General features: G+C 67.5%; 24 protein-coding genes. 13 read left to right on the top strand and 11 right to left on the bottom strand.

All coding sequences use genetic code 11. The features are described from left to right. Positions 1–97 precede the first annotated feature (97 nt). From FBZ87_RS14165 to FBZ87_RS14155, 3 genes are all read left to right on the top strand, one after another. Positions 98–811, top strand: coding sequence for a helix-turn-helix transcriptional regulator (locus FBZ87_RS14165; RefSeq protein WP_145610920.1), 714 nt, complete (start codon positions 98–100; stop codon positions 809–811). 83 nt (positions 812–894) lie between these two features. Next, on the top strand, positions 895–1383 hold the full coding sequence (locus FBZ87_RS14160) for a MarR family winged helix-turn-helix transcriptional regulator (RefSeq protein ID WP_145610919.1): 489 nt from the start codon (positions 895–897) through the stop codon (positions 1381–1383). Next, positions 1383–2636 carry a serine hydrolase domain-containing protein gene (locus FBZ87_RS14155; RefSeq protein WP_145610918.1) on the top strand — a complete coding sequence of 418 codons (1254 nt, stop codon included), beginning with the start codon at positions 1383–1385 and terminating at the stop codon, positions 2634–2636. The genes FBZ87_RS14160 and FBZ87_RS14155 overlap by 1 nt, the downstream gene beginning before the upstream one ends. On the opposite strand, the gene FBZ87_RS14150 is transcribed toward FBZ87_RS14155, so the two are convergent. Together FBZ87_RS14150 and FBZ87_RS14145 are read right to left on the bottom strand one after the other, a co-directional pair. Continuing rightward, positions 2637–4319 carry a Na/Pi cotransporter family protein gene (locus FBZ87_RS14150; RefSeq protein WP_145610917.1) on the bottom strand — a complete coding sequence of 561 codons (1683 nt, stop codon included), beginning with the start codon at positions 4317–4319 and terminating at the stop codon, positions 2637–2639. 49 nt (positions 4320–4368) lie between these two features. Continuing rightward, positions 4369–5484, bottom strand: a complete 1116-nt coding sequence (locus FBZ87_RS14145) for a winged helix DNA-binding domain-containing protein (protein ID WP_211106941.1) — start codon at positions 5482–5484, stop codon at positions 4369–4371. Between the two features lie 174 nt (positions 5485–5658). Here FBZ87_RS14145 and FBZ87_RS14140 point away from each other — a divergent pair, with 174 nt between their 5' ends. The 3 genes from FBZ87_RS14140 to FBZ87_RS14130 all read left to right on the top strand — a co-directional run bounded on the left by FBZ87_RS14140 (position 5659) and on the right by FBZ87_RS14130 (position 8929). Further along, the gene (locus tag FBZ87_RS14140; protein WP_145610916.1) at positions 5659–6210 is read left to right on the top strand and encodes a thioredoxin family protein; all 552 of its coding nucleotides are present in this window, start codon (positions 5659–5661) and stop codon (positions 6208–6210) included. A gap of 150 nt (positions 6211–6360) precedes the next feature. Then, positions 6361–8334 (top strand): two-component system sensor histidine kinase NtrB, encoded by a 1974-nt coding sequence (locus FBZ87_RS14135; RefSeq protein WP_145610915.1) that lies wholly within the window; start codon positions 6361–6363, stop codon positions 8332–8334. Further along, complete coding sequence (locus tag FBZ87_RS14130) at positions 8321–8929, top strand: response regulator transcription factor (RefSeq protein ID WP_145610914.1); 609 nt, start codon at positions 8321–8323, stop codon at positions 8927–8929. The genes FBZ87_RS14135 and FBZ87_RS14130 overlap by 14 nt, the downstream gene beginning before the upstream one ends. A 47-nt stretch (positions 8930–8976) precedes the next feature. Here the strand turns inward: FBZ87_RS14130 and FBZ87_RS14125 are convergent, their stop codons facing one another. Together FBZ87_RS14125 and FBZ87_RS14120 are read right to left on the bottom strand one after the other, a co-directional pair. Beyond that, positions 8977–9645 carry a winged helix-turn-helix domain-containing protein gene (locus tag FBZ87_RS14125; RefSeq protein WP_145610913.1) on the bottom strand — a complete coding sequence of 223 codons (669 nt, stop codon included), beginning with the start codon at positions 9643–9645 and terminating at the stop codon, positions 8977–8979. A gap of 95 nt (positions 9646–9740) precedes the next feature. Beyond that, complete coding sequence (locus tag FBZ87_RS14120; protein WP_145610912.1) at positions 9741–10346, bottom strand: winged helix-turn-helix domain-containing protein; 606 nt, start codon at positions 10344–10346, stop codon at positions 9741–9743. Positions 10347–10589: 243 nt separating this feature from the next. Between FBZ87_RS14120 and FBZ87_RS14115 the strand changes: the two genes are divergently transcribed. Together FBZ87_RS14115 and FBZ87_RS14110 are read left to right on the top strand one after the other, a co-directional pair. Continuing rightward, the gene (locus tag FBZ87_RS14115; RefSeq protein ID WP_246134399.1) at positions 10590–12797 is read left to right on the top strand and encodes a TonB-dependent receptor; all 2208 of its coding nucleotides are present in this window, start codon (positions 10590–10592) and stop codon (positions 12795–12797) included. Positions 12798–12838: 41 nt separating this feature from the next. Further along, positions 12839–14092: a histidine-type phosphatase gene (locus FBZ87_RS14110; RefSeq protein ID WP_186454751.1), complete on the top strand. Its 1254-nt coding sequence runs from the start codon at positions 12839–12841 to the stop codon at positions 14090–14092. 169 nt (positions 14093–14261) lie between these two features. Here the strand turns inward: FBZ87_RS14110 and FBZ87_RS14105 are convergent, their stop codons facing one another. Beyond that, positions 14262–15281 carry an RICIN domain-containing protein gene (locus FBZ87_RS14105; RefSeq protein WP_145610910.1) on the bottom strand — a complete coding sequence of 340 codons (1020 nt, stop codon included), beginning with the start codon at positions 15279–15281 and terminating at the stop codon, positions 14262–14264. 992 nt (positions 15282–16273) lie between these two features. Here FBZ87_RS14105 and FBZ87_RS14100 point away from each other — a divergent pair. Then, positions 16274–17206 carry a replication protein RepA gene (locus tag FBZ87_RS14100; protein WP_145610909.1) on the top strand — a complete coding sequence of 311 codons (933 nt, stop codon included), beginning with the start codon at positions 16274–16276 and terminating at the stop codon, positions 17204–17206. 31 nt (positions 17207–17237) lie between these two features. Here the strand turns inward: FBZ87_RS14100 and FBZ87_RS14095 are convergent, their stop codons facing one another. The 3 genes from FBZ87_RS14095 to FBZ87_RS14085 all read right to left on the bottom strand — a co-directional run bounded on the left by FBZ87_RS14095 (position 17238) and on the right by FBZ87_RS14085 (position 18689). Then, positions 17238–17624: an outer membrane protein gene (locus FBZ87_RS14095; protein WP_246134416.1), complete on the bottom strand. Its 387-nt coding sequence runs from the start codon at positions 17622–17624 to the stop codon at positions 17238–17240. Beyond that, positions 17570–17911, bottom strand: a complete 342-nt coding sequence (locus FBZ87_RS14090) for a hypothetical protein (protein WP_145610907.1) — start codon at positions 17909–17911, stop codon at positions 17570–17572. Before FBZ87_RS14090 ends, FBZ87_RS14095 begins: the two co-directional genes overlap by 55 nt. Before the next feature lie 118 nt (positions 17912–18029). Continuing rightward, positions 18030–18689, bottom strand: coding sequence for an outer membrane protein (locus FBZ87_RS14085; RefSeq protein ID WP_145610906.1), 660 nt, complete (start codon positions 18687–18689; stop codon positions 18030–18032). A gap of 185 nt (positions 18690–18874) precedes the next feature. On the opposite strand from FBZ87_RS14085, the gene FBZ87_RS14080 reads away from it, so the two are divergent. Further along, complete coding sequence (locus FBZ87_RS14080; RefSeq protein WP_145610905.1) at positions 18875–20401, top strand: YifB family Mg chelatase-like AAA ATPase; 1527 nt, start codon at positions 18875–18877, stop codon at positions 20399–20401. Beyond that, positions 20398–20964 (top strand): cysteine hydrolase family protein, encoded by a 567-nt coding sequence (locus tag FBZ87_RS14075; RefSeq protein ID WP_145610904.1) that lies wholly within the window; start codon positions 20398–20400, stop codon positions 20962–20964. The genes FBZ87_RS14080 and FBZ87_RS14075 overlap by 4 nt, the downstream gene beginning before the upstream one ends. Before the next feature lie 98 nt (positions 20965–21062). Here the strand turns inward: FBZ87_RS14075 and FBZ87_RS14070 are convergent, their stop codons facing one another. Beyond that, on the bottom strand, positions 21063–21830 hold the full coding sequence (locus tag FBZ87_RS14070; RefSeq protein WP_145610903.1) for a hypothetical protein: 768 nt from the start codon (positions 21828–21830) through the stop codon (positions 21063–21065). 99 nt (positions 21831–21929) lie between these two features. On the opposite strand from FBZ87_RS14070, the gene FBZ87_RS29195 reads away from it, so the two are divergent. Continuing rightward, entirely contained in the window at positions 21930–22067 is a 138-nt protein-coding gene (locus tag FBZ87_RS29195; protein WP_186454750.1) for a hypothetical protein, read from the top strand. Positions 22068–22186: 119 nt separating this feature from the next. Next, entirely contained in the window at positions 22187–23503 is a 1317-nt protein-coding gene (locus FBZ87_RS14065; RefSeq protein ID WP_145610902.1) for a P-loop NTPase family protein, read from the top strand. A 2-nt stretch (positions 23504–23505) separates the two neighbouring features. Here FBZ87_RS14065 and hemW read toward each other — a convergent pair whose 3' ends face one another. After that, complete coding sequence (gene hemW, locus FBZ87_RS14060) at positions 23506–24690, bottom strand: radical SAM family heme chaperone HemW (RefSeq protein WP_145610901.1); 1185 nt, start codon at positions 24688–24690, stop codon at positions 23506–23508. Next, positions 24678–25277 carry an RdgB/HAM1 family non-canonical purine NTP pyrophosphatase gene (gene rdgB, locus FBZ87_RS14055; protein ID WP_145610900.1) on the bottom strand — a complete coding sequence of 200 codons (600 nt, stop codon included), beginning with the start codon at positions 25275–25277 and terminating at the stop codon, positions 24678–24680. The genes hemW and rdgB overlap by 13 nt, the downstream gene beginning before the upstream one ends. Positions 25278–25374: the final 97 nt, after the last annotated feature.

Below are 25374 nucleotides of genomic sequence, written 5' to 3'. Positions count from 1 at the left end.
GGGTGGTGGCTTGGGGCACGGTGGCTTGTGGATGGCCCCGTTCTACTGCCATCCTGCTGCCAACATGCTGTCAGCAGCGTGACACCAGGATGCCCCTATGAGACGCGCCGACCGCCTGTTCCAGATCATCCAGATCCTGCGCCGCACGCGGCGCCCCCTGACGGCCGACGCCATCGCGGCGGAACTGGAGACGTCCAAGCGCACCGTCTATCGCGACATTGCCGACCTGATGGCCCAGCGCGTGCCCATCCGGGGGGAGGCCGGCATCGGCTATGTGCTGGAGGAGGGGTACGACCTGCCGCCCCTGATGCTGACCCCGGATGAGATCGAGGCTGCCGTGCTGGGTGCGCAATGGGTCAGCACCCAGGCCGACCCCGCCCTGGCGCGGGCGGCCCAGGACCTGATCGCCAAGATCGCCGCCGCCGTGCCTGATCGCCTGCGCCCCTATGTGTTGGAGCCGGCGACGCGCATGCCGCCCCGGCGGCCGGCCAGCACGCCGGACAGCCTGGACATGGCCCGCACCCGCACGTGGATCCATGCCGGGCGTAAGATCCGCCTGAGTTACGCCGACGAGCTGGGCCGGCCCAGCGACCGCACCGTCTGGCCCGTCACCGTCGCCTATTTCCAGACCGTGCGCCTGCTGGTGGCGTGGTGCGAGCTGCGCCAAGACTTCCGCCACTTCCGCACCGACCGGGTGACGGCCGCCGACTTCCTCGACGAGCGCTATCCCGACCGCCCCGCCGCCCTGCGCGGCCGCTGGCTGGAGGATATGCGCCGACGCTGGCAGGCGAACGGCGTTGCGGAAAATTGATAAGATCATCTTTCTTTCTGTCATCATAATACCGCCGAAATCGCCCGTTGACTCCCGTTATATACTAAGACATATCTTAGTATATGAACGAGCACGACGATGTCTTTGCGGCGGCGCTGGAAACGGCGCGGCGGTTGCACCGCAGCACCACCACCCTGTCCCGCCGCCTGCTGGCCAACCGACCGGCGGAGGGTATGAGCACGACCAAGCTGGGCGTGCTGGGCCAACTGCATCGTGAAGGGCCGGCCACGGCCACGGCGCTGGCCGCCTATCTGCGCATCCAGCCGCAGTCGCTGACCCGGCTGCTGGCTGATCTGGAAGGCCAGGGCCACATCGCCCGCCGGCCAGACGCAGTGGACCGCCGCCAGGTGCGTATCGAGATCACCGATACCGGCCGCCAGGCCCTGTTCGGCGATGTGCACGGCCGGCGCACCGCCCTGGCCCGCGCCATGATCACCACCCTGACCCCGACGGAGCGCGAGCTGCTGCGCTTGGCGGCCGGCCTGATGGACAGGCTGGCCGACGCCGATCCGGGGTCCGACAACCCGATATCTGAAGAAGGGGATACCTGATGCGCCGTGCCGGATTGATCCTCGCCGCGCTAGCGGCGTCACTGCTGCCCCCTTCCGCAAAGGCCCAGACCTTCGAGCCCGGCGGCCCCGACGCCGCCGCCTATGGCCAGGCGGAAGGCTATCCCGCCGGCACCTGGGACAACTGGTATGAGAAGCCCCACATGGTCTGGGGCTTCAGCCATTACGACAGCCTGGTGAAGACCCACACCCTGCCGGCGGCGGCCAAGCCCTGGACCTTCAAGCGGGCGTCGGCGGAACCGGAACTGCACTACGTGCCCGACATCCTGCACGTGAAGGACGGGCCGGTGCTGGGCCTGGCGGACTATATGGCGCGGGTGCCGGCCACCGGCCTGCTGATCCTGAAGGACGACACCATCCTGGTGGAGCGTTACCAGTACGGCCGCACGGACAAGGACCGCTTCACCTCGCAATCCATGGCCAAGACGCTGGTCAGCCTGCTGCTGGGGGCCGCCATCGCCGACGGCCGCGTCAAGGGTATCGGCGATCCGGCCGAGGCCTACGTCCCCACCCTGAAGGGCAGCGCCTATGGCCAGACGCCGCTGAAGGCGCTGCTGCAGATGTCATCCGGCGTGGCCTTTGAGCAGGCTGATCCGCATGGCCTGTTCCAGGACATACACAGCGGGGTGGACGAAGGGACGGCGCTGGCCAAATACAGCCGTGCCACCCCTGCCGGCAGCCATTTTCAATATTCCTGCGGTGATAGTGAGGCGCTGGCCACGGTGGTGCGTCACGCCACCGGCCAGTCCCTGTCCGATTATCTGACCGCCAAGGTCTGGCAGCCCATGGGGGCGGAGGTGGATGCGCGGTGGGAGGTGGACGCCAGCGGGCAGGAGATCGGCTGTTCCGGCTTCAACGCCACCCTGCGCGATTATGGCCGCCTGGGCCGCCTGCTGGCCCACGACGGCGCCTGGGAGGGCAAGCAGTTGATCCCCAAAGACTGGCTGTTGGCCGCCACCACCCTGGACCCGGCCGATGCGCAGGTGGCGTCGGGCACGGCGGCGCACCTTTACGGCTACGGCTACCAAGTCTGGGTGCTGCCCCCCAAGGTCAGCCCCGACGGGCGCCGGCTGTTCGCGCTTTTAGGTGCCGAGGGCCAATACATCTTCGTCGATCCCAAGACCAAGCTGGTCATGGTCCAGACCTCGGTCAAAACCGACAACCTGCCCCTGACCAGCCCGCATTCGGAGACGCTGGCCCTATGGCTGGCGGTAATCCGCGAATGGGATAAGTGATCAGTCCCCGTCCTCCCGCGTATCCGCCGGCTGACGCCCTTTCAGCCGGCTGGGCAGCAGGTCGCCGGAGCGTTCCAGGACGGGATAGGCCGCCGCTTCCACCAGATGGGTGTTCACCCGTTTCAGGTCGCGCAGCAGGTCCAGATGCAGGGCGCTGGTTTCCGCGCTGTCCACCCGGCCGGCGCTGAGGCGGGCGAAGTGGGCGGTGGTGGCCTCGTTCTCGCGCCGGCGGAACGCCTCTTTCTCGCCGGCCAGCAGGCGAGCGGCGCGGGCGTCGCCGGTCATGAACAGCGAGCCCGCCGTGCGTAGATTGACGATCAGGCTGTCGACCATGGCCAGCAGGTCCCGCTGCCCCTCGGCCGAGAAGACCAGCCCGCGCTTCAGCCGCTTGCGCGCCAGACCCATCAGGTTGCGGTCCACCACGTCGCCCGCGTGTTCCATATTCATGGCGAAGGTCAGGATTTCCAGCGCCCGACGCTGATCCGCGTCCGACAGGGCGTCGCTGTCCAGGGCGGAGAGATAGGCCTTGATGGCAGTGTTCAGCCGATCCAACACGTCGTCCATGCGCTTGGTCTCGGCGATGCGGCGCCGATCACCGTCGTCCAGCGCGTCGCGCAGGCCCTGCAGCATGGCCTCCAGCACATCCACCAGGCGCAGGGCCTCTCGCGCGGCGTTGCCCAGGGCCACCACCGGCGTGTCCTGGGCCGACGGGTCGAGGTAGAGCGGACGGCCCGGGTCGGCCGCATCCATCCTGGCCGGCAGCAGGCGGGCCAGCAGCCGAGCGTAGAACGGCAGCAAGGGGAAGCACAGCAGCGCCACCGCCAGGTTGAATAGGGTGTGGAAATCGGCCACCGCCCGGGTCACGTCCGGCTCCAGCCCCACCATCAGGGGGCCGAGGTGCCCGAGCGCCGCCAGACCCAGCAGCACCGCCGCCGCCCGGTTCAGCAGGTTGCCTAAGGGCAGGCGCCGGGCGGCGGGGTCGTTGCCGGCGGCCCCCTCCAGCACCGGGTTGATGGCGGTACCCAGGTTGGCGCCCAATACCAGGGCGAAGGCGGCGTGGGGCGGCACGGCCCCCTGCGCCGCCAGCGACATGGTCAGCAGCACCACCGCCACGCTGGAATGGGCGGCCCAGGTCAGCGCCGCCGCCAGGATGACATCCACCACCGGTTCGGTGGCAATGGCGCCCAGGATCATGCGCAGGCTGGGCGCATCCTCATAGGGCGCTATGATCGCCAGCAACTGGTGCAGGGCCATGAGCATGAGGCCCAGGCCGATGAAGGCGCGGCCCATGTCGCGCGATGGGCTGACGCCCCGGCGGAACAGTAGGAAGCCCACCAGGATCAGCACCGGAGCGATGGAGGCGACGTTGAAGGACAGGGCCTGAACGATCAGGGTGGTGCCCACATTGGCGCCCAGCATGACGGCCAGGGCCGGCACCAGATCCACCAGCCCGCCGGCCACGAAGCCGGAGACCATCAGGCCGGTGGCCGTACTGCTTTGCAGCAGCGCCGTGACGCCCATGCCCACGAGGAAGGCCTGGAACCGGTTGGCCAGCGCCCGGCCCAGGACCGCGCGCAGCCGGGCGCCGAAGGCGCGCTGCACACCGGTTTGCACCATGTGCACGCCCCACAGCAGCAGGGCGACGGCGCCCGCCAGCTCGGCGATGGCGAAGGTGAAGTCCATGACGGCAGGGTCCGCCCCAAGGCGCCGCGGCGCAACACGGACCATGGGACTAGGAAGATGGGGGCACCACCTTCACCTCCACCGCCGGTGCATCCGGTTCCAGGAAGCGCAGCAGCGCCTCCCCTTCCTCGCGCAAGGCCGCCTCATCAACGGTGGCGAGGGGAACGAAGGGCTCCAGCGTCAGGGTGGCCAGCTTGGCCTTGCGCGCCGTCTTCCAGATGCCGGCGACGAAGCCGTCCACCAGGAAGGTGGCGGCGACCTGCAGGTTCTTGGACACGATGCGGGGGCGCCAGGCCTCATCCACGATACGGGTGCGGTCGGCGTGGGCCAGGATGAGGTTGTCGAAAGCGGGCACGTAGCGGACGGGCGCCGGCGTCTCCGGCGGTGGACGGGGCGCGTCGGGCAGGTCCCACAGCGCCTTGCCCTTCTCATCCCGCAGCACCACCAGTTCCGCCGCCATGGACTCCAGCACCGGCTTCAATCCCTTCAGCCCGCACCAGGCCTGCATGTCGGCGGGGGTGGCGGGGCCGAAGGCGGCGAGATAGCGGCGCACCAGCCCCTGCAGGTCGCCTTGCAAATCCACCGGTCGCTCCAGCCATTCCTCCGCCGCCACGTACAGCGGATCGTTGGCGATGCCCCAGGGGCCGCCGTCCGGCGCCGTCACCAGCGGCAGGTGGCAGCGCACCGCGTGCCCCATGGCGCGGTCGTCCGTCTCATCCGGGAAGGCCTGGGCCAGATGGGCGCGCAGGTCGTTGAAGGTGCGGGGCAGGGACATGAAGGGTCGGGCCACGGCGGCGATGGGCAGTGGGTCGATATGGCGGGTGCGGTCACCCAAGCCGAAGAAGGCGGCGGTCAGCATCGGCTGCATCAGGCCGCGCCAGGCGGCGTAGTCGGCGGCGCTGACCAGGTGCTGGGTGCCGCGCAACAGGGTGGCGCGCACCACGTGGCGTTCACGCAAGGCGGTCAGGAGGTCGTCGCGCCGGAAGCCCAGCAGGCGGGACCACAGGCCGATGAAGGGCGGGCGGGGTTCCTGCGCCTGCAGGCCCGCCGTCGCCTCCACCGCCGCGACCACGCCGGCGGCATGGCGCGACAGCAGCATCTGGCGGGCCAGCAAGGCGCGGTTCAGGTCCGCGCGGCTCATGACCTTGTTATCTACATTGGTCATTGTGGTAATCCTCCCGAACCGGACGCCCATTATTCGTCAAATGCCGGGCCGTCATGCGGCCGGTGGTGGGAATAGGTCCCTGGCGGGGCTTTCCCTGGTGCCCATATCAGGCATAATGACCTGAATTCGCGCTTGGAAAAGTGCGACTGTCCCCTTGTAGCCCAGGAGCCTGCGATGACCGTCCGCACCACCCTCTCCGCCCTGGGCGTCGCCGCCCTGCTGGCCCTGCCCCTGTTGGCCCCCACCGCGGCCACCGCCCAGGTCGCCGCCCCGCAGGTGGGCAATGTGGAACTGAAACAGCCCCTGCCCTACCCCTATGACGAGGCCATCGACAACGCCGCCGTGAACGCCCAGGTGGACGCCGCCCTAGCCAAGGCGAAGAAGGAGCACAAGCGCGTGCTGCTGGACTTCGGCGGCAACTGGTGCGGCGACTGCCGCGTGCTGGCCGGCCTGGTGGAACTGCCGCAGGTGCACAGCTTCCTGGACAAAAACTACGTCATGGTGACGGTGGACGTGGGCCGCTACACCAAGAACATGGACGTGCCCGCGCGCTTCGGCGTGCCGAAGTTCAAGGGCGTGCCCACCGTGCTGGTGGTGGAGGCCGACGGCACCCTGGTGAACGGCGACGCCAGCTTCGACCTGACCGATGCCCGCCACATGGACCCGCAGGCCGTGGTCGACTGGCTGGCCAAATGGGCCCCGCCGTCGAAGACGGCGTCCCGTTAAAGGCGGCGTCGAAGACGGCGTCCCGATAAGGCGTGGCGTCACAAGACCGTAACGCAAGGGCCCTATCACAGTCAGATGAAGGAACCGCCTTCATCCTGTCCGTGATGGGGCCTTTTGCTGTCGACGTCAAATTCCCGTTGGCCTTGGGCCTTGCTGGCATTGTACCCGCTGGCCGGGCTGCTGGACCCGCTGCTGGTCTCGGCTGTGCCCGGCTGGGCACCGTGGAACCTGCGTGCCGGCATCGGCCTGGCGCTGGTCATGCTGTGGGGTGCGCACCGCCTGCCCCTGGTGATGCTGGCGGCCGTCATCGGCCTGACCCTGCGCGCCGTCCTGATGCCGGCCAGCCACCCCCTGGCCGCCAGCATGGCCATCCCCACCCTGGCCGAACCGTTGGTCTTCGCCCTACCCGCCCTGCTGCTGGCCCGCCGCCTGCGCCAGGATGACGAGGGCTTCGTGCTGGAGGATGTGGACGGCGTCATGCGGCTGGCTGGCCTGACCATGGCCGGGGCGCTAGGGCAGAGCCTGCTGCTGCTGGCCCTGGCCTTGGTCCTGCCGGCCTGGCCCCTGGCGGGATGGACGCTGACCGGCTGGGACGGGCGCGCCATGACCGCCGACCCGCTGACCGTGGCCCTGCAGCATTGGGTGGGCGACGTGGCCGGCGTGACCGTGACCGCGACCCTGGCCCTGATGGCGCCGCGCCTGCCGTGCCACCTGCACCCCGCCCGCCTGCTGCGGGCCCAGACCCTGGGCCAGGTCGCCGGCATCTGCCTGTCGGTGGCGGTGATTTTCCCCCGGGTGGTGGGCTCGCGCTTCTACCCCGTGTTCATCCCCCTGGTCTGGGTGGCGGCCGGCAGCGGCCTGCCTGGCGCCGTGCTGGCCCTGGCGGGGCTGGAGGCCGCCCTCAGCCTGGGCATCGCCGTGTGCGACATCCAGCCCTATCAGGCGCTGAAGCTGCAAATCCTGATGCTGTCGCTGGCCATGACCGGCCTGCTGCTGGGCGCCGTCATCTCGGAACGCGAGCGGGTGCGGGCCGCCGCCGCCAGGGGCGAGGCGCGGTTGAAGACCCTGATCGAGCTGGCGCCAGACGGCATCGTCATCCTGGACGCCGACGGCCGGGTGGAGGAGGTCAACCGCCTGGTGGCCGACCTGACGGGACGGGCACCCGACACCCTGCGCGGCCGTCCCCTGGCCAATCTATTGCGCCGTGAGGAAGGCGGCGAGGAATGGCTGGTGGCCGCCGACGGCCGCCCCCTGCCGGTGGAATCGTCCCTGTCCATAGTCGAGGAGACGGGCGGGGTCATGGGCGTGCTGACCATCCGCGACATCTCCGCCCGCAAGCGCGCCGCCGCGGCCCTGGGCCAGCACCGCGCCGCCGCCGAGCAGGCCAGCCGCAGCCACCTGACGGAGGAACTGGCGGCCGCCCTGGCGCACGAGCTGAACCAACCCCTGTCGGCCATCGTCAGCTACACCGGCGCCTGCCGCCGCATCCTGGAATCCGAAAGCCAATCCAAGGCGCTGGAACTGATGGGCAAGGCCGCCGCCCAGGCGGAGCGGGCCGGCGCCATCATCCGCCACCTGCGCGAATTCTACCGCACCGGCCAGGTGGACAGCGCCCCGGTACCGGCTGACGAGCTGGTGGCCGGCGTCGCCCGCCTGCTGGCGGATGAGGTCGCCAACGCCGGCGCGCGGCTGGACGTGGTGGTGGGGGATGGCTTGATCCTGTCCATCGACCGGGTGCAGGTGGAACAGGTGCTGATCAACCTGGTGCGCAACGCCTTGGACGCCCTGGCCGACGGGACCACCACCGACCGCCGCATCCTGATCGACATGCGGGCGGCGGAAGACGGGACGGCCCCCCCGACCCGGGCCGACATTCGCGTGGCCGATACCGGTCCCGGCATTGCGGAGGAGGTGGCGGGCCGCCTGTTCGCGCCCTTCACCACCACCCGGCCCACGGGCATGGGCTTGGGCCTCAGCATCAGCCGCAGCATCGTCGAGGCCCATGGCGGCCGCCTGCGGGCCGGCACCGGCACGCTGGGCGGCGCCGCCTTCTCGTTTTCCCTGCCTTTGGCCCCGCTACCTTCGGTGCTGCCCGCCCAGGAGGTGCCCAATGCCGCAGCCTGAGCTGACCCTGGCCATCGTCGATGATGACGAGGCCGTGCGCGACGCATTGAGCGCCCTGTTCCAGGCCGAAGGATACCCCGTGGCGACATACCCCTCGGCCATAGGCTTTCTGGAAGCCGGGGCCGACGGCGTGCCCGGCTGCGTCATCGCCGATATCAACATGCCGGGCATGACGGGCCTGGAGCTGCAGGCGGAGTTGGCGCGGCGCGGTTGTCCCCTGCCGATGATCATCCTGACCGGCCAGGGTGACGTGCCCAAGGCGGTGACGGCCCTGAAGGCTGGGGCGGTGGATTTCATCGAGAAGCCCTTCGCCATCGACGCCCTGGTGCGGGCGGTGGAGACGGCCATGGCGCGCTTCGGCCATACCCTGCGCCACCAGGCGGAATCCCAGGCGGCGCAAAGCCGGCTGGAGACCTTGAGCACCCGTGAGCGCGAGGTCATGGACCTGCTGGTGGCCGGCCACCCCAACAAGGTCATCGCCTGGAAGCTGGGCATCAGCGCCCGCACGGTGGAAAACCATCGCGCGCGGGTCATGGAAAAGACGGGCTGCGACAACGTACCCGCCCTGATCCACCTGAGCATGGCCGCGACATGACGGCCCCGACATGACGACGCCTACATGATGGACAGCCGGTGGCGGCATCAGGCGGCGGCCCGGGTCTCCATCACGGCGGACAGCAGGCAGTAGCCAACGCCGCGCAGGGTGTGCAGCAGGCGGGGCTGGCCCGGCCCATCCAGCCGGCGGCGCAGGCGGGAGGCCAGGGCATCCACGGCATTGTCGGCCACGTCCAGGTCGCCGGCCCACAGCCGGTCGAGGATGGCGCTGCGCGGCACCACCGCCCCTTCCGCCTGCAGCAGCAGGACCAGCAGTTGGAACTCGCGCGAGGACAGCAGGATGTCACGGCCGGCGCGGCGTACCCGGCGCTGGCGGACATCCACGGCCAGATCATCCAGGACATAGGCCAGGCGCGGCCCCTGGCGCTTCAGGCGCAGCAGGGCCAACAGGCGGTCCACCACCAAGTCGCCGGGCAGGGTTGCATCCACTTGGTCATCGGCGCCCAGCGCCAGGGCGCCGGTGCGGTCCGCCTGCTCCGCCGCCAGCGTCACCACCAGGGCGTCGGCGAAAATTCGCCGTGCGCGGCTCAGGCGCTCGCGCAATTGACGGGTGTCATCGGACAGCACCACGACGTCGGTCATACGGGGCGCCGGCGGCAGGGCAGCCAGGGTGTCGACCTGCCAGCCGCGTTCCCGCAACAGCCGCGACAGCCGCGCGACGCCGGGCGAGGCCTTGCCGATGATAAGGGCGCGCATGGGAATCACCCGCCTGGTGGAACCATGCCGGCTACCCTAGGCGGCGGCCGCCAGCGCCGATATCCGGTATACTACCTAACGCTCCAGTCTACCGTTTAGGGGCCGGCGCCCCCCAGCACATAGCCCTGGTGGCCACGGGTGTGCAGCGGCACGGCCGGCCCCAGGGCGCGGCGCAGGCTGTGGATGTGCGCCGTCAGGCGGCCGGCGCTGTTGGTCGCATCGGGCCACAGCCGGGCCCGCAGTTCCGCCGCCGGCACCACCTGCCCGGGCCGTTCGGCCAGCAGCACCAACAGATCGAAATCCAGGGGCGCCAGCGCCAGCGGCCGCCCCCGGCACCAGGCCAGCCGGCGGTCGACGTGCAGGGCGAGATCGCCCACCCGCAGGGCGCGGTCGCCGGGCGCCGCCAGCCGGGCCAGCGCCGACAGGGCCGCCGCCACCGCCGTCGCCGCCGTATCCAAAGGCAGCACCATGTGCGCGCCGGCCCGCAGCAGGGCGGACTCGGCCTCCGTTCCCACAGTGGCCAGGCACAGGGTGGGCCATCCTTCCTTGAGATAACGCGGCAGCGCCCCGGCATCGGCGGCGATCAGCAGGCGGACATCGGGCGTGCCGTCCCCCGTGGTGTCCCACCCCAGCGCCGACAGCTCCTGAATCAGTCCCCCGGCGTCGTAGTTCAGCGCGGTCAAGGCAAGGCGGCCCGTCATCGTCCCGTCATGTATCGGTCAAATGAAATTCACAAGAAAATGGGCAGTGGCTAAGGCCTTATGCCGCCGTAGCGATCGGCGATACCTGAAATTTCCGTCAGGCTGCCGTCAAGATCCGCATCCCGTCCCGACTGTACCAGCGCGGCACGCGATTTTGCAAAGCGCCGTCCAAGGTGCCGCGATCAACGAAGGGGGACGATGATGACGACGAAACCGGAGACCCGCCCAAACCGGGCCAGACTGATGATGGGCGCCGCCGCCGTGGCCATGGCGCTGGGCGCCCTCGCCCCGCCTGCCCGCGCGGCGGACCCTGCCCCCTCTGGCGCAGCCGACGCCGATGCGCCCATGACCGAGATCGACGTGGTGGCCAAGGTCATGCGCGTCTCGCCCTCCAACGTGCCGCTGGAGGCAACGGAGCCCACTTCCATCGTTCCAGAAGGCTTCCTGCGCGACAACATCGTCCCGCTGTCCAGTTTCGACGACATGGTGAAGTTCCAGCCCAGCGTCTATGCCCAGAGCCCCAACGGCCCCGGCCTGGGCAAGGCGGAAACGCTGAGCCTGCGCGGCTTCCAGGACAGCCAGTTCAACATCACCTTCGATGGCATCCCCTTCGGCGACGCCACCGACCTGCACCACACCAGCTCCGCCCTGTTCGTGGCCCATGACATGGGCCAGGCGGAGGTGGACCGGGGCCCCGGCACCGCCTCCACCATCGGCAAGGCCACCTTCGGCGGCACCCTGGGCTTCCTGTCCAAAACCCCGTCGGAAGATCCGGGCGTCACCGCCTACGGCACCTATGGCAGCTGGAACACCAAGGGCATCGGCGGCGAGATCGACACCGGCCGCACCGTGCTGGGCCGCATGTTCTTCGACGTGCAGCGCACCACCTCGGACGGCTACCTGACCGGGGCGGAGGAACAGCGCACCAACTACTTCTTCAAGGACGTGCTGGACATCGGGGAGCGCACGACGGTGACGCTGGTGGCCAGCAAGAACCATTCGTTCGAGTACACGACGCAGGGCGTCACCCTGGCCGACTTGGCCAAGTACGGCGACAACTGGGGCCTGGGCGACAACCCCAAGGCCCAGTCCTATTACAAGTACCAGCCCAGCCGCTATACCTCGGACTTCGACTACATCCGGGTGCAGTCGGAACTGACGGACGCCCTCAAGCTGGACAACACCGCCTACACCAACGGCTTCGGCCACCATTACAAGGAATCGTCGGACGCCAGCGACAGCAACCCCAAGGATGTGGGCGTCACCGTCTACAACGCCGCCGGCAAGAAGGTGGCCACCTATGCCGGCGACATCCCAGGCAAGGAGGCCAACGCCAACTACCGCACCTTCGGCGACACCTTGCGGCTGACCGACAGCCTGTCCTTCGGCGACATCAAGGCCGGCGTCTGGTACGACCGCCAGCTGGACCACCGCCATTCCGAATCCTATGACTGGACCCAGAACATTCTGGTCACGGGCAAGTACGGCACGCCCTACACCTACAAGTATCGCGACCTGAACACCACCTGGCAGCCCTATGCCGAGTTCGACTGGAAGGTCACGCCGGACCTGACCCTGATCCCGGGCGTGAAGGTCACCAGCTTCACCCGCGATGTCGACGCGCTGTACAACAAGACCAAGCCGCCGGCGCCGCTGAACTACAGCGAGACCTATACCGAGGCCCAGCCCTCCATCGCCGCGCACTACACCATCCAGGAAGGGTGGACCGCCTACGCCCAGGTGGCCAAGGGCTTCCTGGCGCCGCCCATCGACGTCTTCCAGGTGGCCAAGATCGCCTCGATCAAGCCGGAAGAGACCATGAACTACCAGGTGGGCACCGCCGTGCAGCACGGCCGCTGGATGGTGGGCGCTGACGCCTACTACATCGACTTCAGCAACTACATCTCCACCAGCCAGGTGCCCGGCACGACGGAGACCACCTTCGTCAACGGGTCCGGCGCCATCTACAAGGGCCTGGAGATGGAGGCGCAGTACGCCCTGACGGACGCCCTGTCGCTGTACGCCAACGCCAGCCTGAACCACGCCCAGTACAAGGACAATTACGTCTGGGTGGCGAACACGCCGCAATGGATGGCCACCACCGGCGTCATGTATGACAGCCCCGAGGGCCTGTACTTCTCCGCCATCGGCAAGGTGGTGGGCCCGTTCTACGGCCAGGACAACACCACCGACGCCAAGACCGGCCAGCCGGACTTCGCCAACGCCTATCGCATCCACCCGGTGTTCACCGCCGATGTCTCGGTGGGCTGGCGCCTGAAGGACCTGGGCTATCACCTGGTGGATGTCACCCCCAGCCTGAAGATCGGCAACCTGTTCGACACCCACCGCATCAACGGCTTCGCCGGCACCCAGTCCGCCACCGGCGACGCGCTGTACTGGACCACGCCGGGCCGCAGCGTGTTCTTCAACCTGTCGGTGACGGGGTGGTGATGAAAAAAGGCCTGTTTCTTGGCCTAGTGGCGGCCAGCCTGATGGCTGGCCCCGTCCGGGCCGACACCACCGCCTCCGCCTCCCACGAAGTTCTGGAACGGGTTGTCATGCTGTCTCGCCACGGCGTGCGCAGCCCGACCAAAGGCCTGGCGGAGTTGCGCCGCCTATCCGACCAGGACTGGCCGGCCTGGCCCGTGGACCGGGGCATCCTGACCCCCCATGGCGCCGACGCCATCCGCCAGCTGGGTCTGTACCTGGGCGCCCAGTACCGCCGGCGCGGCCTGCTGGCTGCCGACAGCTGTCCCGCCGAGAACAGCATCTTCGTCTGGGGCGACAGCGGCGACCAGCGCACCCGCGCCAGCGCCCAGGCCCTGGCCGAGGGGCTAGCCCCCGGCTGCGGCCTGAAGGCCCATGGCCTGGCGCCGGACAGCCCCGACGTGCTGTTCGACGCCGCGTCGGGCGGGGCCTGCCCCATGGACGCGGATGAGGCCACCAAGGCGGTGATCGCGGCCAACGGCGGCGACATCGCCACCGTGCCGGCCAGCGTCGCGCCCGCCCTGGCGGCCCTGGTGCAGGTGGTGGCGCCCAAGGCCTGCGCGCCGGGCGCCACCCCCGCCAGCGCCTGCTTCGCCACCGGCCCCGCCAAGGTGGTGGACAAGGGCGGCGAGGTGAAGGTGGACGGGCCCCTGGCGCGGGGCGCCATGCTGGCCGAGAGCATCTTCCTGGAATATGTGCAGGGCATGCCCGCCGACCAGGTGGGCTGGGGCCGCGCCGGCACGCCGCAGGCGCTGGCCGCCATCCTGCCGGTGCATGACTACCAGGCCGACCTGACCCGCCGCACGCCCTACATCGCCAGCCACAACGGCGCGCTGCTGGCCCGCCAGATCGTGGCCGGGGTGACGGGCGGGGCGGTGGCCGCACCCCTGGCGCCCCCCTTGGCGCCCGTGCCGGCGGGGGCCAGGCTGATCTCCATCCTGGGGCATGACACCAACCTGTCCAACGTGGCCGGCCTGCTGGGCCTGGACTGGACCCTTCCCGGCCAGCCGGACAAGACCGCCCCCGACACCACCCTGGCGTTCGAGGTCAGCCGCGACACCGCCACGGGCAAGCGTTATGTCCGGGTGGCGCTTTACTACCAGACCCTGGAGGATCTGCGGCAAGCCGCCGCCCTGACGCCGGCCCATCCGGCGGGTAAGGTTGACCTGTCCCTGCCCGCCTGCGGCGGCGACCGCTGCACGGTGGAGGACTTCGCCACCCTGGTGCGCAAGGCGGTGCCGGCGGCCTGCTGGCGCTGAGGGGTGAAACCGACGGGCGGCCTTCCCATCATCCGCCGCCCGTGAGGGAGAGGCGGGGCGGTCTGCGGAACCGCCCCGCCTTCCGTCTTTTGGGAGCCGGCAAGATCCGAATCGCCGCTGCCGGAATGACGGGCGGGACAGCCTGGCCATCCCGCCCGCCGGTCGACGGTCAGTGATGGCCGTTGGCCCGGGCGGCGACACCGGCCTTTTCCTGGGCCTGGGCCCAGACCTCGGCGACGGCGGCCGCCACCGGCCGGTCATGCTCCGCCTCTCCATCGGCCTGGATGGCCTCACCCGTCCATAGGATGCTGGCCGCACGGGCCTGCGTGGCGGGCACCACGGTCTGCCAGATCTCATTGGCCTGGCCGTGGCCCCAGCTCCAGGTTCCCATGGCCAGCGGGCCCTTGGGGATGGGATGCGGGTTGCCGAAGACGTTCCAGTTCTGGCCCGAGTCGATCCAGGGCCGGATGGCCTGGAAGGCGCCGCCGCCGCCGTAGGTCCACAGGGAATCGACGTTCAACTGGTTGGGCGCCCGCTGCAGCAGGGACGAACCGTTGCCGTCGCCGCTGACATAGGCCAGCAGGCCCGACGCCTTGTTCACGATGGAGAACCCGCTGGTCCACTGGGTGGCAGTGAAGACGAAGGCGGCGGGCGCCTGCGTGGCGTAGTTATCATCCACCACCAGGGCGCCGGCCGTGTTCTTGGGGTCGACGCAGAGCTGCAGATAGGGCGCCATGCCCGAAATGAAGGAGAAGGTCTGGGTGGGCCGCGGCCACACGGCGCTGACGGTCTGGACCTGCCAGATCTCATTGCCGGCGCCCCCGCCCCAGGTCCACGTGCCGACGACGGTGCCCACCGCCGGGTGGCCGCCCAGGGCGTTCAGGTTTTGGGATGTCCGCAGGGCCAATCGGATGGCGGTGAAATCCTGGTTGGGGCCGGTCTTCTGCCAGACGTCGCCATGGCCGGACAGGCCGACCGGCTGGTCATCGCCGCCGAAGGCCAGATACGTGCCGGTGGCCACGTTCTTGAGATAGAAGCCGTTCAGCGCCGGCTCCTCCACCCATTGCTGGTTGGTGTCGGTGCCGTCCAACCATCGCATGATGATGCGGCCGGGGTTGGCGGGGTCGTTGGAGACGACCAGATCAGGCAGGGCACCGACTTGGATGACAAGGTTCGAGTTGACGCTCATGTCGTTTTCTCCCGTTGTCTGCGGCGGCCCATTCCTGCCTCGCGGGACAGGTGCGTCGTTCATGAGGCATGGGACGGCCGCCCAGGGGCGGACACCGGCGGCGCCTGCACCCCTTATAGTCCGGACCTGAGGGCATATGGCCGGGGGACCTTTGCGATACTCGACAGGGGCAACCGCCCCGGTCCCATCCGGCGGCCTTACAATGTCATCACCACCGTTTAAATAGTAGAGTATCTGAGTCAGTAAACCTTAAGGGGATATTTTTGTTAACGGCGTATTGATAGGATGTCGCCACTTCATTATTGCCATCTTTAATGTTTAGGATTTGTGACCTTCGTTTCCTGCCCTCCATCCCCGACCGCCGGTAAAGTCCGTGCCCCGCCCGGCCAGGGCCGGTAAAGTCCGAGTCCAGGAAAAAGCGCCACAGCAGAACAGCCCCGTTCCAAGGTCGGGGCCGGTAAAGTCCGAGTGGACCGGGCGCCCCTGGGCCTGAGCGGCGGCTCGCGGCCATGCCGCCTCCTTCCCTCAACCATCCTGCCCACCGGAAAGGCCCGGACTCCCACCGGCAAGGCCGGTAAAGTCCGAACCCAAGGGCGAGTCGGAACCGCTTTCGAGTCCACCGGAGTCGATCCCGCGCGCCCGGACGGGGTGATTCGTCACGATTCGGCTCGGACTTTACCGGCCATGGTAGAGTTATCCACAGACTCGGGGCGCGTCTCCCCCGGACTTTACCGGCCACAGGATGCGCCGGCGCCCATGGGGCGCATGGGAAGAACAGTTTTCCCCCGGACCTTGCCGGCCGGATGCCGGACTCTACCGGCCCGACTCGGGTTTATTTCCCGGACTTAACCGGCACCTCAAATAACAGACTCCAAATACCCCACAAATAGCGGGGGCCGGTAAAGTCCGACCTAGATTTAGTGATTTGGCTTTGAAACACTCCGGCCATCAACCGACATCGACCGACCGACTGGCAGGGAGCGAAGGGCGCCATGGCCGACATTCACCGTCTCATCCTGGAACATGGCGTGGACCGGGCGCGCGAGATGGCGACCAGCAAGAGCGGCCGCGCCCTGGTGGATGTGGCCGCCGCCATGCTGGCCCAGGAAGAGGACAGCATGGGCATCACCCATGCCGGCTTCGCCCTCACCAGCCTGCCCCACCGTTCCATCGACAAGGCGGCGGAGCCGGAATACCACCGCAAGGAAACGGGGCGCTGCACCCTGATCGTGCAGAGCGGCCGGCATGCCGACGGCAGCCTGGTGGGCGTGCCCTACGGTGCCAAGGCACGCATGATCCTGCTGTACCTGCAGACGGAGGCGCTGAAGACCAACTCCCGCCAGGTGGAGCTGGGCAAGAGCTGGCATTCCTGGCTGAAGGCCATGGGGGAGAGCCCCGGTGGCAAGACCTATCGCCTGGTGATGGAACAGGCGCAGCGCATCACCGCCTGCAGCCTGCAGTTCCTGTGGGAGACGGACGCCTCGGTCACCCGGCAGAACGCCGGCTTCGTCAACAATTCCATTCTGTTCAAATCCAACCCCGACCAGCGCCAAGTGGCCCTGTTCCAGGACGTGATCGAACTGAACGAAAGCTTCTACGACAGCCTGAAGCAGCACGCCGTCCCCGTCTCCGAGGCCGCCTTGCGCCACATCAGCGCCAGCAGCACCGCCATCGACGTCTACATCTGGCTGGCCTACCGCCTGCATGTGCTGAACCAGGCGACGCCGGTGCGCTGGGCGGCCCTGCGCCGCCAGTTCGGCGAGCACTACGCCAAGCTCAGCCACTTCAAGCCGGTGTTCCTGGACGCCCTGGCGCTCGCCACCGCTGTCTACCCCGAAGCCAAGGTCGAGATCGCCGACGACGGGATTGTCCTGCACCCCTCGCGCCCGCCCATCGCGCGCAGGGAAGCGGCGCTGATCGCGTGACGCCGCCCCCGCCGGCACTCCCCACCGGTGATCAGAGCCGCAACGACAGGCCCAGGCGAAGCAGGTGTTGGTGGATGGACAGGGGGCTGGTGCCGCCCAGGCCATCGGGCCCGTTGACCTGGCCGAAGTCCACGTAGCGGTACTCCACCCGTATCTTCAGCAGGGAGAGGGGAAGCGGCGCCTCCATTCCCGCGCCGGCCGTCCAGCCGGCCTTGGTGTCGCTGGTATTTTGGACGCTTGCGCCGCCGCGCGTGCTGGCACCGACATCGCCCACCGCCAAGCCGGCCGTAATATAGGGCACCACGTCCGGGCCAAGGTCATAACCCAAGCGCCCCGTGGCCGTTGCCAGCCAATCCGTATGGGTCACGTAATCGAACGCACCGCCATGGGTGGTGACATCGCCGGTGCCGCTGCCGATTTCAGCCTCCCCCCCCCCACCAGCCAGTTGTCAAAGCGCTGGGCGTATCCCAACCCGCCGCCGCCATAGACCGAGCGCCCCACGTCGTCATTGCCGTCCGATCTCCGGTAGTATCCCTGGCGCTGCTGGACCAGCGCGCCGCCGATAAAGCCCTGGAGATAGATATCCCCCGTGGACTGCGGCGGCACGAAATCCTGCGCCTGCGCGGCGCCACAGGCCAGTATGGCCCAGACGGCGGCGGCGCGACCGACGATGCTCCCCTTTCGCGGCGCCCCCCTCATGCTCATCCTGTCCCCTCCCCTCATCGGTGTTCGTCAGGAATTGTATCCGTAGCGCGAAACACGCCACAGGACGGCGGAGGGGCGGCCGGCGACAGTGATCGCCCCCACAGGCCGCCCCCTCGCCTCAGATGCGGAAGGCCAGCGCCAGCCGCACCAGGTTCTGGTGCAGGGTGCCGCTGACGGCATTGCCCTGGCTGCCGCTCCCGTCCGCCCTGTCCAGGTCGACATAGCGGTATTCCACCTTCAGGCGGAAGGCATCCAGGGGCAGCGGAACCTCCGCCCCGGCGCCCAGGGTCCAGCCCACCTGGGTGTGGCTGAAGTCGATCGACGACCCCGGGCCATCGGTGCGGTAGGTGTGCAGCCGCACGTCGCCCGCCGCCACGCCGCCCAGGGCATAGGGCAGAAAGCCCAACCCCAAATCATAGCCGGCGCGGACGACACCCGTGGCCAGCCAGCCATTGTGGGTAGTGTAATTGTAATCGGGCGTGGGGTTGTGCGCCGTGATGTCGCCGCTGCCGCTGGCGATGTCGCCCTCCACCCCCACCAGCAGGCGGCCCACCTGCAGGCCATAGCCCAGGCCGGCACCGCCGGAGACCTGGTTTTCCGAATGGTCGCCGGTCGTGCGGCCATTGGTCAGGTCCTGCCGCGCCTGGCCGGCGGCGTCGCCGATGAAGCCCTGCACATACAGGCCGCCCCACGACGCCCCCTCCTGCGCCGACGCGGCCACCGACACCATTGCCATCGCCGTCACAGCGGCCCCGGCCATCACACCCAATTTGCGCATCGACGCTTGTCCCCATTTAACCAGTAGAGACGCAAGCGTTATAGTTTTCCGTCACAAGGTTGCAGGCACCCCGATGTCGCACCCCGGGCGCCCGAATGTCGCACCCCGGTTCCCGCCATCGCTGGCGCCGGGGCCCGCGTCCGCCTACACTACCCCGGCGTGCAGAAGCGGATAGGATGGGGCCGGTGGTAGCGCGGGTTTCGACGGTGGCCTTCCAGGGGGTGGACGTCCTGGATATCGACGTCCAGGTGCAGATGTCGGGCGGGCAGGTGGCCTTCACCGTGGTGGGCCTGCCGGACAAGGCGGTGGCCGAAAGCCGGGAGCGGGTGCGGGCGGCCTTGCATGCTCTGGGCCTGGCCCTGCCGCCCAAGCGCATCACCGTGAACTTGGCGCCGGCCGATGTGCAGAAGGAGGGCAGCCACTATGACCTGCCCATCGCCATCGCCCTGCTGACCGTCATGGGCATCCTGCCGGATGAGGACATCAAGGGCTTCTGCGCCCTGGGCGAACTGGCGCTGGACGGCGCTTTGACGGCCGTGGCCGGCACCCTGCCCGCCGCCATCCACGCCGTGGCCACCGACCGGGGCCTGATCTGCCCGGCGGCCTGCGGCGGGGAGGCCGCCTGGGCCGGCGAGCTGGAGGTGCTGGCACCGCGCACCCTGCTGGAGCTGATCAACCACTTCAAGGGCACCCAGGTGCTGTCGCGGCCCCAGCCCAAGATGGAGGAGGATGAGCCGGGCGCCCTGCCGGACCTGGCCGACATCAAGGGCCAGGAGACGGCGAAGCGCGCGCTGGAGGTGGCGGCCAGCGGCGCGCACAACCTGCTGATGGTGGGACCGCCGGGGTCGGGCAAGTCCATGCTGGCCGCCCGCCTGCCCGGATTGCTGCCGCCCCTGGAACCGGCGGAGGCGCTGGACCTGTCCATGATCCATTCCGTGGCCGGCAAGCTGGAGGGCGGGCGCCTGATGCGCCGCCGCCCTTTCCGCGACCCGCACCACAGCGCCAGCCTGCCGGCCTTGGTCGGGGGTGGTGTGCGCGCCAAGCCGGGGGAAATCAGCCTGGCCCACCAGGGCGTGCTGTTCTTGGATGAGCTGCCGGAATTCGCACGGCCCACGCTGGAGGCCCTGCGCCAGCCGTTGGAGACGGGGCGGGCCACGGTGGCGCGGGCCAACGGCCATGTCACCTACCCCGCGCGGGTGCAGCTGGTGGCCGCCATGAACCCCTGCCGCTGCGGCCACCTGGACGACCCCGCCCAGGCCTGCGGCCGCGCCCCCAAATGCGCCGCCGATTACCAGTCCAAGATTTCCGGCCCGCTGTTCGACCGCATCGACCTGCATGTCGACGTGCCGGCAGTGAAGGCGTCCGACCTGTCGCTGCCGCCGCCGCGCGAGACCACTGCCGTCGTGGCCGCCCGCGTGGCCCGCGCCCGGGCCATCCAGGCGGCGCGCTACGCCGCGCTGGTGAAGCCGGGCCACCCCACCATCCGCACCAATGCCGAGGCCGATGGCGAGCTGCTGGAAAAGGTGGCCGCCCCCGAGGCCCCCGGCCGCGCCCTGCTGACCGAGGCCGCCGACCGCCTGCGCCTGTCCGCCCGCGGCTATCACCGCGTCCTGCGCGTCGCCCGCACCCTGGCCGACATGGAAGGCAGCGACACCGTGCGCCGCGTCCATATCGCCGAGGCGCTGAGTTACCGGCGCGTGGTGGTGCGGTGAACGCTCCCGCCCTTCTCCTCATCGACCTGCAGCGCGCCATCAACGATCCGCGCTGGGCGGCGGAGGGGCCGCGCAACAACCCGGAGGCCGAGGCCAATGTGGCCCGGCTGCTGGCCGCCTGGCGCGCGGCCGGGCACCCGGTCATCCATGTGCGGCATGATTCGGTGGAGCCCAATTCCACCTACCGTCCCGGCACGCCGGGCCACGCCTTCAAGGAAGAGGCGATTCCGGCTGCCGGGGAGATCGTGGTGGCCAAGCGCACCAACAGCGCCTTCATCGGCACCGGCCTAGACGATCTGCTGCGCGGGCGGGGCATCACCGCCCTGGTGGTGGCCGGCGTCGTCACCAACAACTCGGTGGAGGCCACGGTGCGCATGGCGGGCAACCTGGGCTATGCCACCACGGTCGTCAGCGACGCGACCTGCACCTACGCCAAGCGCGATGGCCGGGGCCGGGTGTGGAGTGCCGAAGACGTGCATGCCCTGTCGCTGGCCAACATGGACGGCGAGTATGCCATCGTGGCGACGACTGAAGCGGTGCTGGCCGCCCTTCTTCCTGGCTAAGCCAGGCCATAGCTGAGGACCGTCAGCCAATATGACGCCGAGGGCAGGACGCCTTAAGGACAAGGACCCTGATTGTCATAATTCCAGAAGGCGCTTCGCTACTCCGGCCGGAACGCCGCCTGGATGATGGGGCCCAGGTCCGCCATCTCCGGCGGCAGGCGCACGACCAGCTGGCGCAAGGCCATGTCGTCATCCGGGAACAGCAAGACGCTGCCGATGATGGGCAGGGGCCCTGGGGTGAGATGGCTGGCCGTGCCCAGGCCCTTTTGTCCGGCGGGCGTCACGAAATCCACCGAAGTGGGGCTGTGGCGCACGACCGTGTCCGTCGGATAGGGCCCCCAGGCGAACTCCGACTTGTCCGCCAACCCTTCGTCCATCACGCCCTGGACATAATCCTTGGCGACAGGAAATAGGCGGGCGGCGATCTTGGCCACCTCGAACCGGCCCGACGTATCACCGTCCAGCCAGGCCACTTGCAGGGCCGGACCCTGAATTTGCTGGGCCGCCTTGATCAGGTCGGGGCTGGCGAGGGGGTTGGCCGTCACCAGCAGTTGGGAACCGTTGGAGCCATAGAGGGCGAAGCAGTGCCAGCCCTTGGGCGCGAAGCTGCCAATACCACCGGCCTCGGCCGGCCCCGCGTAATAGGCCAAACGCCCCGCCGCCCTGGCGGCCAGCGCGGGGGCTAAGGACGGAACGGTCCCTTTCCTGGGCGCGGCCTGCGGCCCCATCTGGCCATCGGCGGGGCAACCGACGAAGGGGATGCCGGCGGCCGCCGCGGGTTCCAGGCTGAATGCCGCCCCCATGACCAGGGCGCAGCAAAGTATCCGGCGCAGAGCGGCGGCAGGCAGGCGGGATAACGCGGGCATGGGGGAATGGCCTGGTTGCAAAGGGTCCGGCACACGCAAGCATGGCACCGGCCGGCCAAGCCCTCAAGCTCGGTGGACAGCGCAATATGACGCAGGGGGGTGTCTTATCCCAGCAGCAGCCGCCAGCACGCCGTTCAGCCGCTGACGGCCATCCGCCGTGGCGGTCAGGCGCTGGCCAACATGGGCGGCCGGTACGCCACTGTGGCGACAACGAAGGCGGTGCTGACAGTGATCTAGTAACTAGCCAGTTCAATTGCTTTCTTTGACGTGCACACCGGAGCTGATACTTTACTAAGTATTGCCTCTCGATAGAGGACTCGTTCGCATCGTCGCTTCCGCAAGAACTGGAAAATCCCATGCCCGAGGCTTCTGAAAGAATTGCTGACATATTTAAAGCCACCGGACAACCGACTGTTACTTATGTAAAAAGAGATAGCGGTAGTCTGGAGAGAAAGCTGAAGAGCGCAATCGAGGAATCGGGACAACTTTGCTTAATTACGGGACCATCAAAGACAGGAAAAACAACTCTTTACAGAGAAGTAATTTCAAATATCGGAAAAGAACCTCTTATTGTTCGATGTGACAAGAAAACAAAATGCGATGACATATGGAAAAAAGCTTTGGAGGCCGTTGATTTCGATAGAATAGAAAGTATATCAACTCAAAAAACATCGAAAATTTCCGGCGAACTTGAAGGCAGCGGAGCCTTTGGTTGGAAATGGCTTGCGAATACAGCCATTAGAATAAAAGGAACCATAGCCCGAGATACGGGAGAGACGGATATAAAGAAGAAGATATTATCTGAGGCAGGCCCAGACCTTCTTATACCAATATTGAAAGAGACTAATTATGTTCTTGTTATTGAAGATTTCCATTATCTAAATGACGACGAGAAGATATTACTTTTTCAACAATGGAAAGGTTTTATAGATGAAGAAGTTTCCGTGCTGGTCCTTGGTACAACGCATAGAGCGGTCGATATTGCTAACAGTAATAAAGATTTAATCGGACGCATAGCTCAAATTGATGTTGGCCATTGGGAATGCCCCGATCTCGAAGCTATTTGTATCCAGGGTTTTGGACACCTGGAGCAAAGAATATCAAAATCGCTCATTAGAAAAATAGCTGAAGAAGCTGTCGGACTCCCGATAGTAGTTCAGCAAATATGCCTCTCTATTTTCCAAAGTAAAAATATCGCAACAGTACAACAAGCAAGACAGTCAAATTTTAGAATAACGGAAGATATTCTGCTATCCTGTATGCATGATACAGCAAACACAAAGTACCTACAATTTGCCAGCCACTACGCCACTTTAATTCGCGGACCAAAAGAAAAAACAAGAAAATACAACACATACGAGCTCGTCATCGCTTGCTTCACGCTAAATCCTATTAAATTCTCCCTAACTCGATCAGAAATAAATGAAAGACTGAAAAAGCTTCCTCTAGAAAATCAAAAGCCACCTCCTGCCGCCTCTCTTAACTCTACTCTTGGAGCGTTAAAGACATTTCAAGAAACACGTGGCTTTGAATTAATAGAATGGATACAAAATGAAAATAAATTATATATAATCGAGCCCTCATTTTTGTTCTATGTCAGGTGGCGCGCAAAGCACAATGCAACTCCAACGCAACTAGATCTCTTCGAAGCATTATTAATAAGGCAAGAATAATTTCACCCGAGCAGCGCCGCCAGCACGCCGTTCAGCCGCTGCCGGCCATCCGCCGTGGCGGTCAGGCGGTCGCCGTCCAGGGTCAGCAGGCCGTGGCGGGACAGGCGGTCTACCGCTGCCATATCCACCGGAACCATGCCGCCCGCCTCGGCCGTCAGGCGCGACAGGCTGACGCCCTCGGCCAGGCGCAGGCCCATCATCAGGGCCTCGCGGCCGCGCTGCTCGGGCGTCACCCCCTCATCGGCATGGGCGCCGGTGCCGCCTTCCTCCACCCGCTGCAGCCAGATTTCCGGGGCGCGGTGGGTGCGGGTGGCGATCTTCTGGCCGCCCCCCCCTGATGTGCCCAGCGTCAGGCGGCCGTGGGCGCCGGGGCCGATGCCGACATAGTCGCCATAGCGCCAATAGACCAGGTTGTGCCGGCTTTCCTGCCCCGGGCGGGCGTGGTTGGAAACCTCGTACGCCGGCATGCCGGCCTGGTTCAGCAGGACTTGCGTCGCCTCATACAGGTCGCCGGCCAGGTCCTCATCCGGCACCACCAGGTCGCCGCGCTGGTGCAGGGTGTGGAACTGGGTGCCTTCCTCGATGGTCAACTGGTACAGCGACAGGTGGCCCACCGCCATGTCCAGCGCCTGGGACAATTCATCCTGCCACACCGCCACGGTCTGGCCAGGGCGGGCGTAGATCAGATCGAAACTGAAACGATCGAAGATGCCCTTGGCCATGGCGATGGCGGCCATCGCCTCGGACGCGGAATGCTTGCGGCCCAGCACCTTGAGGTCGGCGTCGTTCAGGGCCTGGATGCCCATGGACAGGCGGTTGACGCCAGCGGCGCGGAACCCGGCGAAGCGCGCCGCCTCGGACGAGGTGGGGTTGGCCTCCAGCGTCACCTCGACGCCATCGGTGATTCCCCAATGGTGGTTGGCCCGTTCCAGGATGGCCGCCACCGTTTCCGGCGGCATGAGCGAGGGGGTGCCGCCGCCGAAGAAGACGCTGCTGAGACGGCGCCCCACTGGCACCCGCGCGGCGAAATGGTCCATCTCCCGCAGCATCGCGGCACGCCAGCGGGCCTGGTCCACGCCCTCGCGGACATGGCTATTGAAGTCGCAATAAGGGCATTTGCTGGCGCAGAACGGCCAGTGCACGTAGAGGCCGAAGCCGCCCGGTACCGTGTCGGTCAGCGGAAGCATCGCTCCACCAACTGGCGGAAGGCCTGGGCCCGGTGGCTGATGGCGTGCTTCTCGTGCGGCTCCATCTCGCCATAGGTCACGGTGTAGCCGTCCTGGACGAACATGGGGTCATAGCCGAAGCCCCGGTCGCCGCGCGGCGGGTTGACCAGCTGGCCGTGCACCTCGCCCTGCACCGTTTCCACGTGGCCGTCCGGCCAGGCGATGGTGAGGGCGCAGATGAAGCTGGCGTCGCGCGCCGCGCCGGGCGGCAGCTCCCGCTCCACCCGGGCCATGGCGGCGGCGAAGTCCTTTTCCGGCCCGGCCCAGCGGGCGGAATAGATGCCGGGGGCGCCGTCCAGCGCCACCACCGCCATGCCGCTGTCGTCCGCCAGCGCCGGCTTGCCCGCCGCCTTGGCCGCCGCCAGAGCCTTCAGCTCCGCGTTCTCGCGGAAGGTCAGGCCGGTCTCCTCCGGCTCGGGCAGGCCCAGCTCCCCCGCCGTGGGGAAGTGGGCGACGTGATCGCCCAGCAGGGCCGCGATCTCCTTCACCTTGCCCTTGTTGTGGGTGGCGATGATCAGGGTGTCGCCGGTGAATTTGCGGTTTGTCATTCGTTCGCCTCAGACGCCGGCGGGGCATCCGCCCCTTGGCTTATCCTCGTTTTCCAGTCCGCTACGCTCCCCGGAAAACTCCGGCGGCCCCGGTCGG

It is taken from the genome of Nitrospirillum amazonense, assembly GCF_007828035.1.
Classification (GTDB): Bacteria; Pseudomonadota; Alphaproteobacteria; order Azospirillales; family Azospirillaceae; genus Nitrospirillum; species Nitrospirillum amazonense.
This window is presented reverse-complemented; position numbering and strand designations above follow the sequence as displayed.

Excerpts from the sequence above, each read along its gene's own strand:
- FBZ87_RS14165 (WP_145610920.1), top strand. The coding sequence starts at position 98 with ATGAGACGCGCCGACCGCCTGTTCCAGATCATCCAGATCCTGCGCCGC.
- FBZ87_RS14160 (WP_145610919.1), top strand. The coding sequence starts at position 895 with ATGAACGAGCACGACGATGTCTTTGCGGCGGCGCTGGAAACGGCGCGG.
- FBZ87_RS14155 (WP_145610918.1), top strand. The coding sequence starts at position 1,383 with ATGCGCCGTGCCGGATTGATCCTCGCCGCGCTAGCGGCGTCACTGCTG.
- FBZ87_RS14150 (WP_145610917.1), bottom strand. The coding sequence starts at position 4,319 with ATGGACTTCACCTTCGCCATCGCCGAGCTGGCGGGCGCCGTCGCCCTG.
- FBZ87_RS14145 (WP_211106941.1), bottom strand. The coding sequence starts at position 5,484 with ATGACCAATGTAGATAACAAGGTCATGAGCCGCGCGGACCTGAACCGC.
- FBZ87_RS14140 (WP_145610916.1), top strand. The coding sequence starts at position 5,659 with ATGACCGTCCGCACCACCCTCTCCGCCCTGGGCGTCGCCGCCCTGCTG.
- FBZ87_RS14130 (WP_145610914.1), top strand. The coding sequence starts at position 8,321 with ATGCCGCAGCCTGAGCTGACCCTGGCCATCGTCGATGATGACGAGGCC.
- FBZ87_RS14125 (WP_145610913.1), bottom strand. The coding sequence starts at position 9,645 with ATGCGCGCCCTTATCATCGGCAAGGCCTCGCCCGGCGTCGCGCGGCTG.
- FBZ87_RS14120 (WP_145610912.1), bottom strand. The coding sequence starts at position 10,346 with ATGACGGGCCGCCTTGCCTTGACCGCGCTGAACTACGACGCCGGGGGA.
- FBZ87_RS14115 (WP_246134399.1), top strand. The coding sequence starts at position 10,590 with ATGATGGGCGCCGCCGCCGTGGCCATGGCGCTGGGCGCCCTCGCCCCG.
- FBZ87_RS14110 (WP_186454751.1), top strand. The coding sequence starts at position 12,839 with ATGGCTGGCCCCGTCCGGGCCGACACCACCGCCTCCGCCTCCCACGAA.
- FBZ87_RS14105 (WP_145610910.1), bottom strand. The coding sequence starts at position 15,281 with ATGAGCGTCAACTCGAACCTTGTCATCCAAGTCGGTGCCCTGCCTGAT.
- FBZ87_RS14100 (WP_145610909.1), top strand. The coding sequence starts at position 16,274 with ATGGCCGACATTCACCGTCTCATCCTGGAACATGGCGTGGACCGGGCG.
- FBZ87_RS14090 (WP_145610907.1), bottom strand. The coding sequence starts at position 17,911 with ATGAGCATGAGGGGGGCGCCGCGAAAGGGGAGCATCGTCGGTCGCGCC.
- FBZ87_RS14085 (WP_145610906.1), bottom strand. The coding sequence starts at position 18,689 with ATGCGCAAATTGGGTGTGATGGCCGGGGCCGCTGTGACGGCGATGGCA.
- FBZ87_RS14070 (WP_145610903.1), bottom strand. The coding sequence starts at position 21,830 with ATGCCCGCGTTATCCCGCCTGCCTGCCGCCGCTCTGCGCCGGATACTT.
- FBZ87_RS14065 (WP_145610902.1), top strand. The coding sequence starts at position 22,187 with ATGCCCGAGGCTTCTGAAAGAATTGCTGACATATTTAAAGCCACCGGA.
- hemW (WP_145610901.1), bottom strand. The coding sequence starts at position 24,690 with ATGCTTCCGCTGACCGACACGGTACCGGGCGGCTTCGGCCTCTACGTG.
- rdgB (WP_145610900.1), bottom strand. The coding sequence starts at position 25,277 with ATGACAAACCGCAAATTCACCGGCGACACCCTGATCATCGCCACCCAC.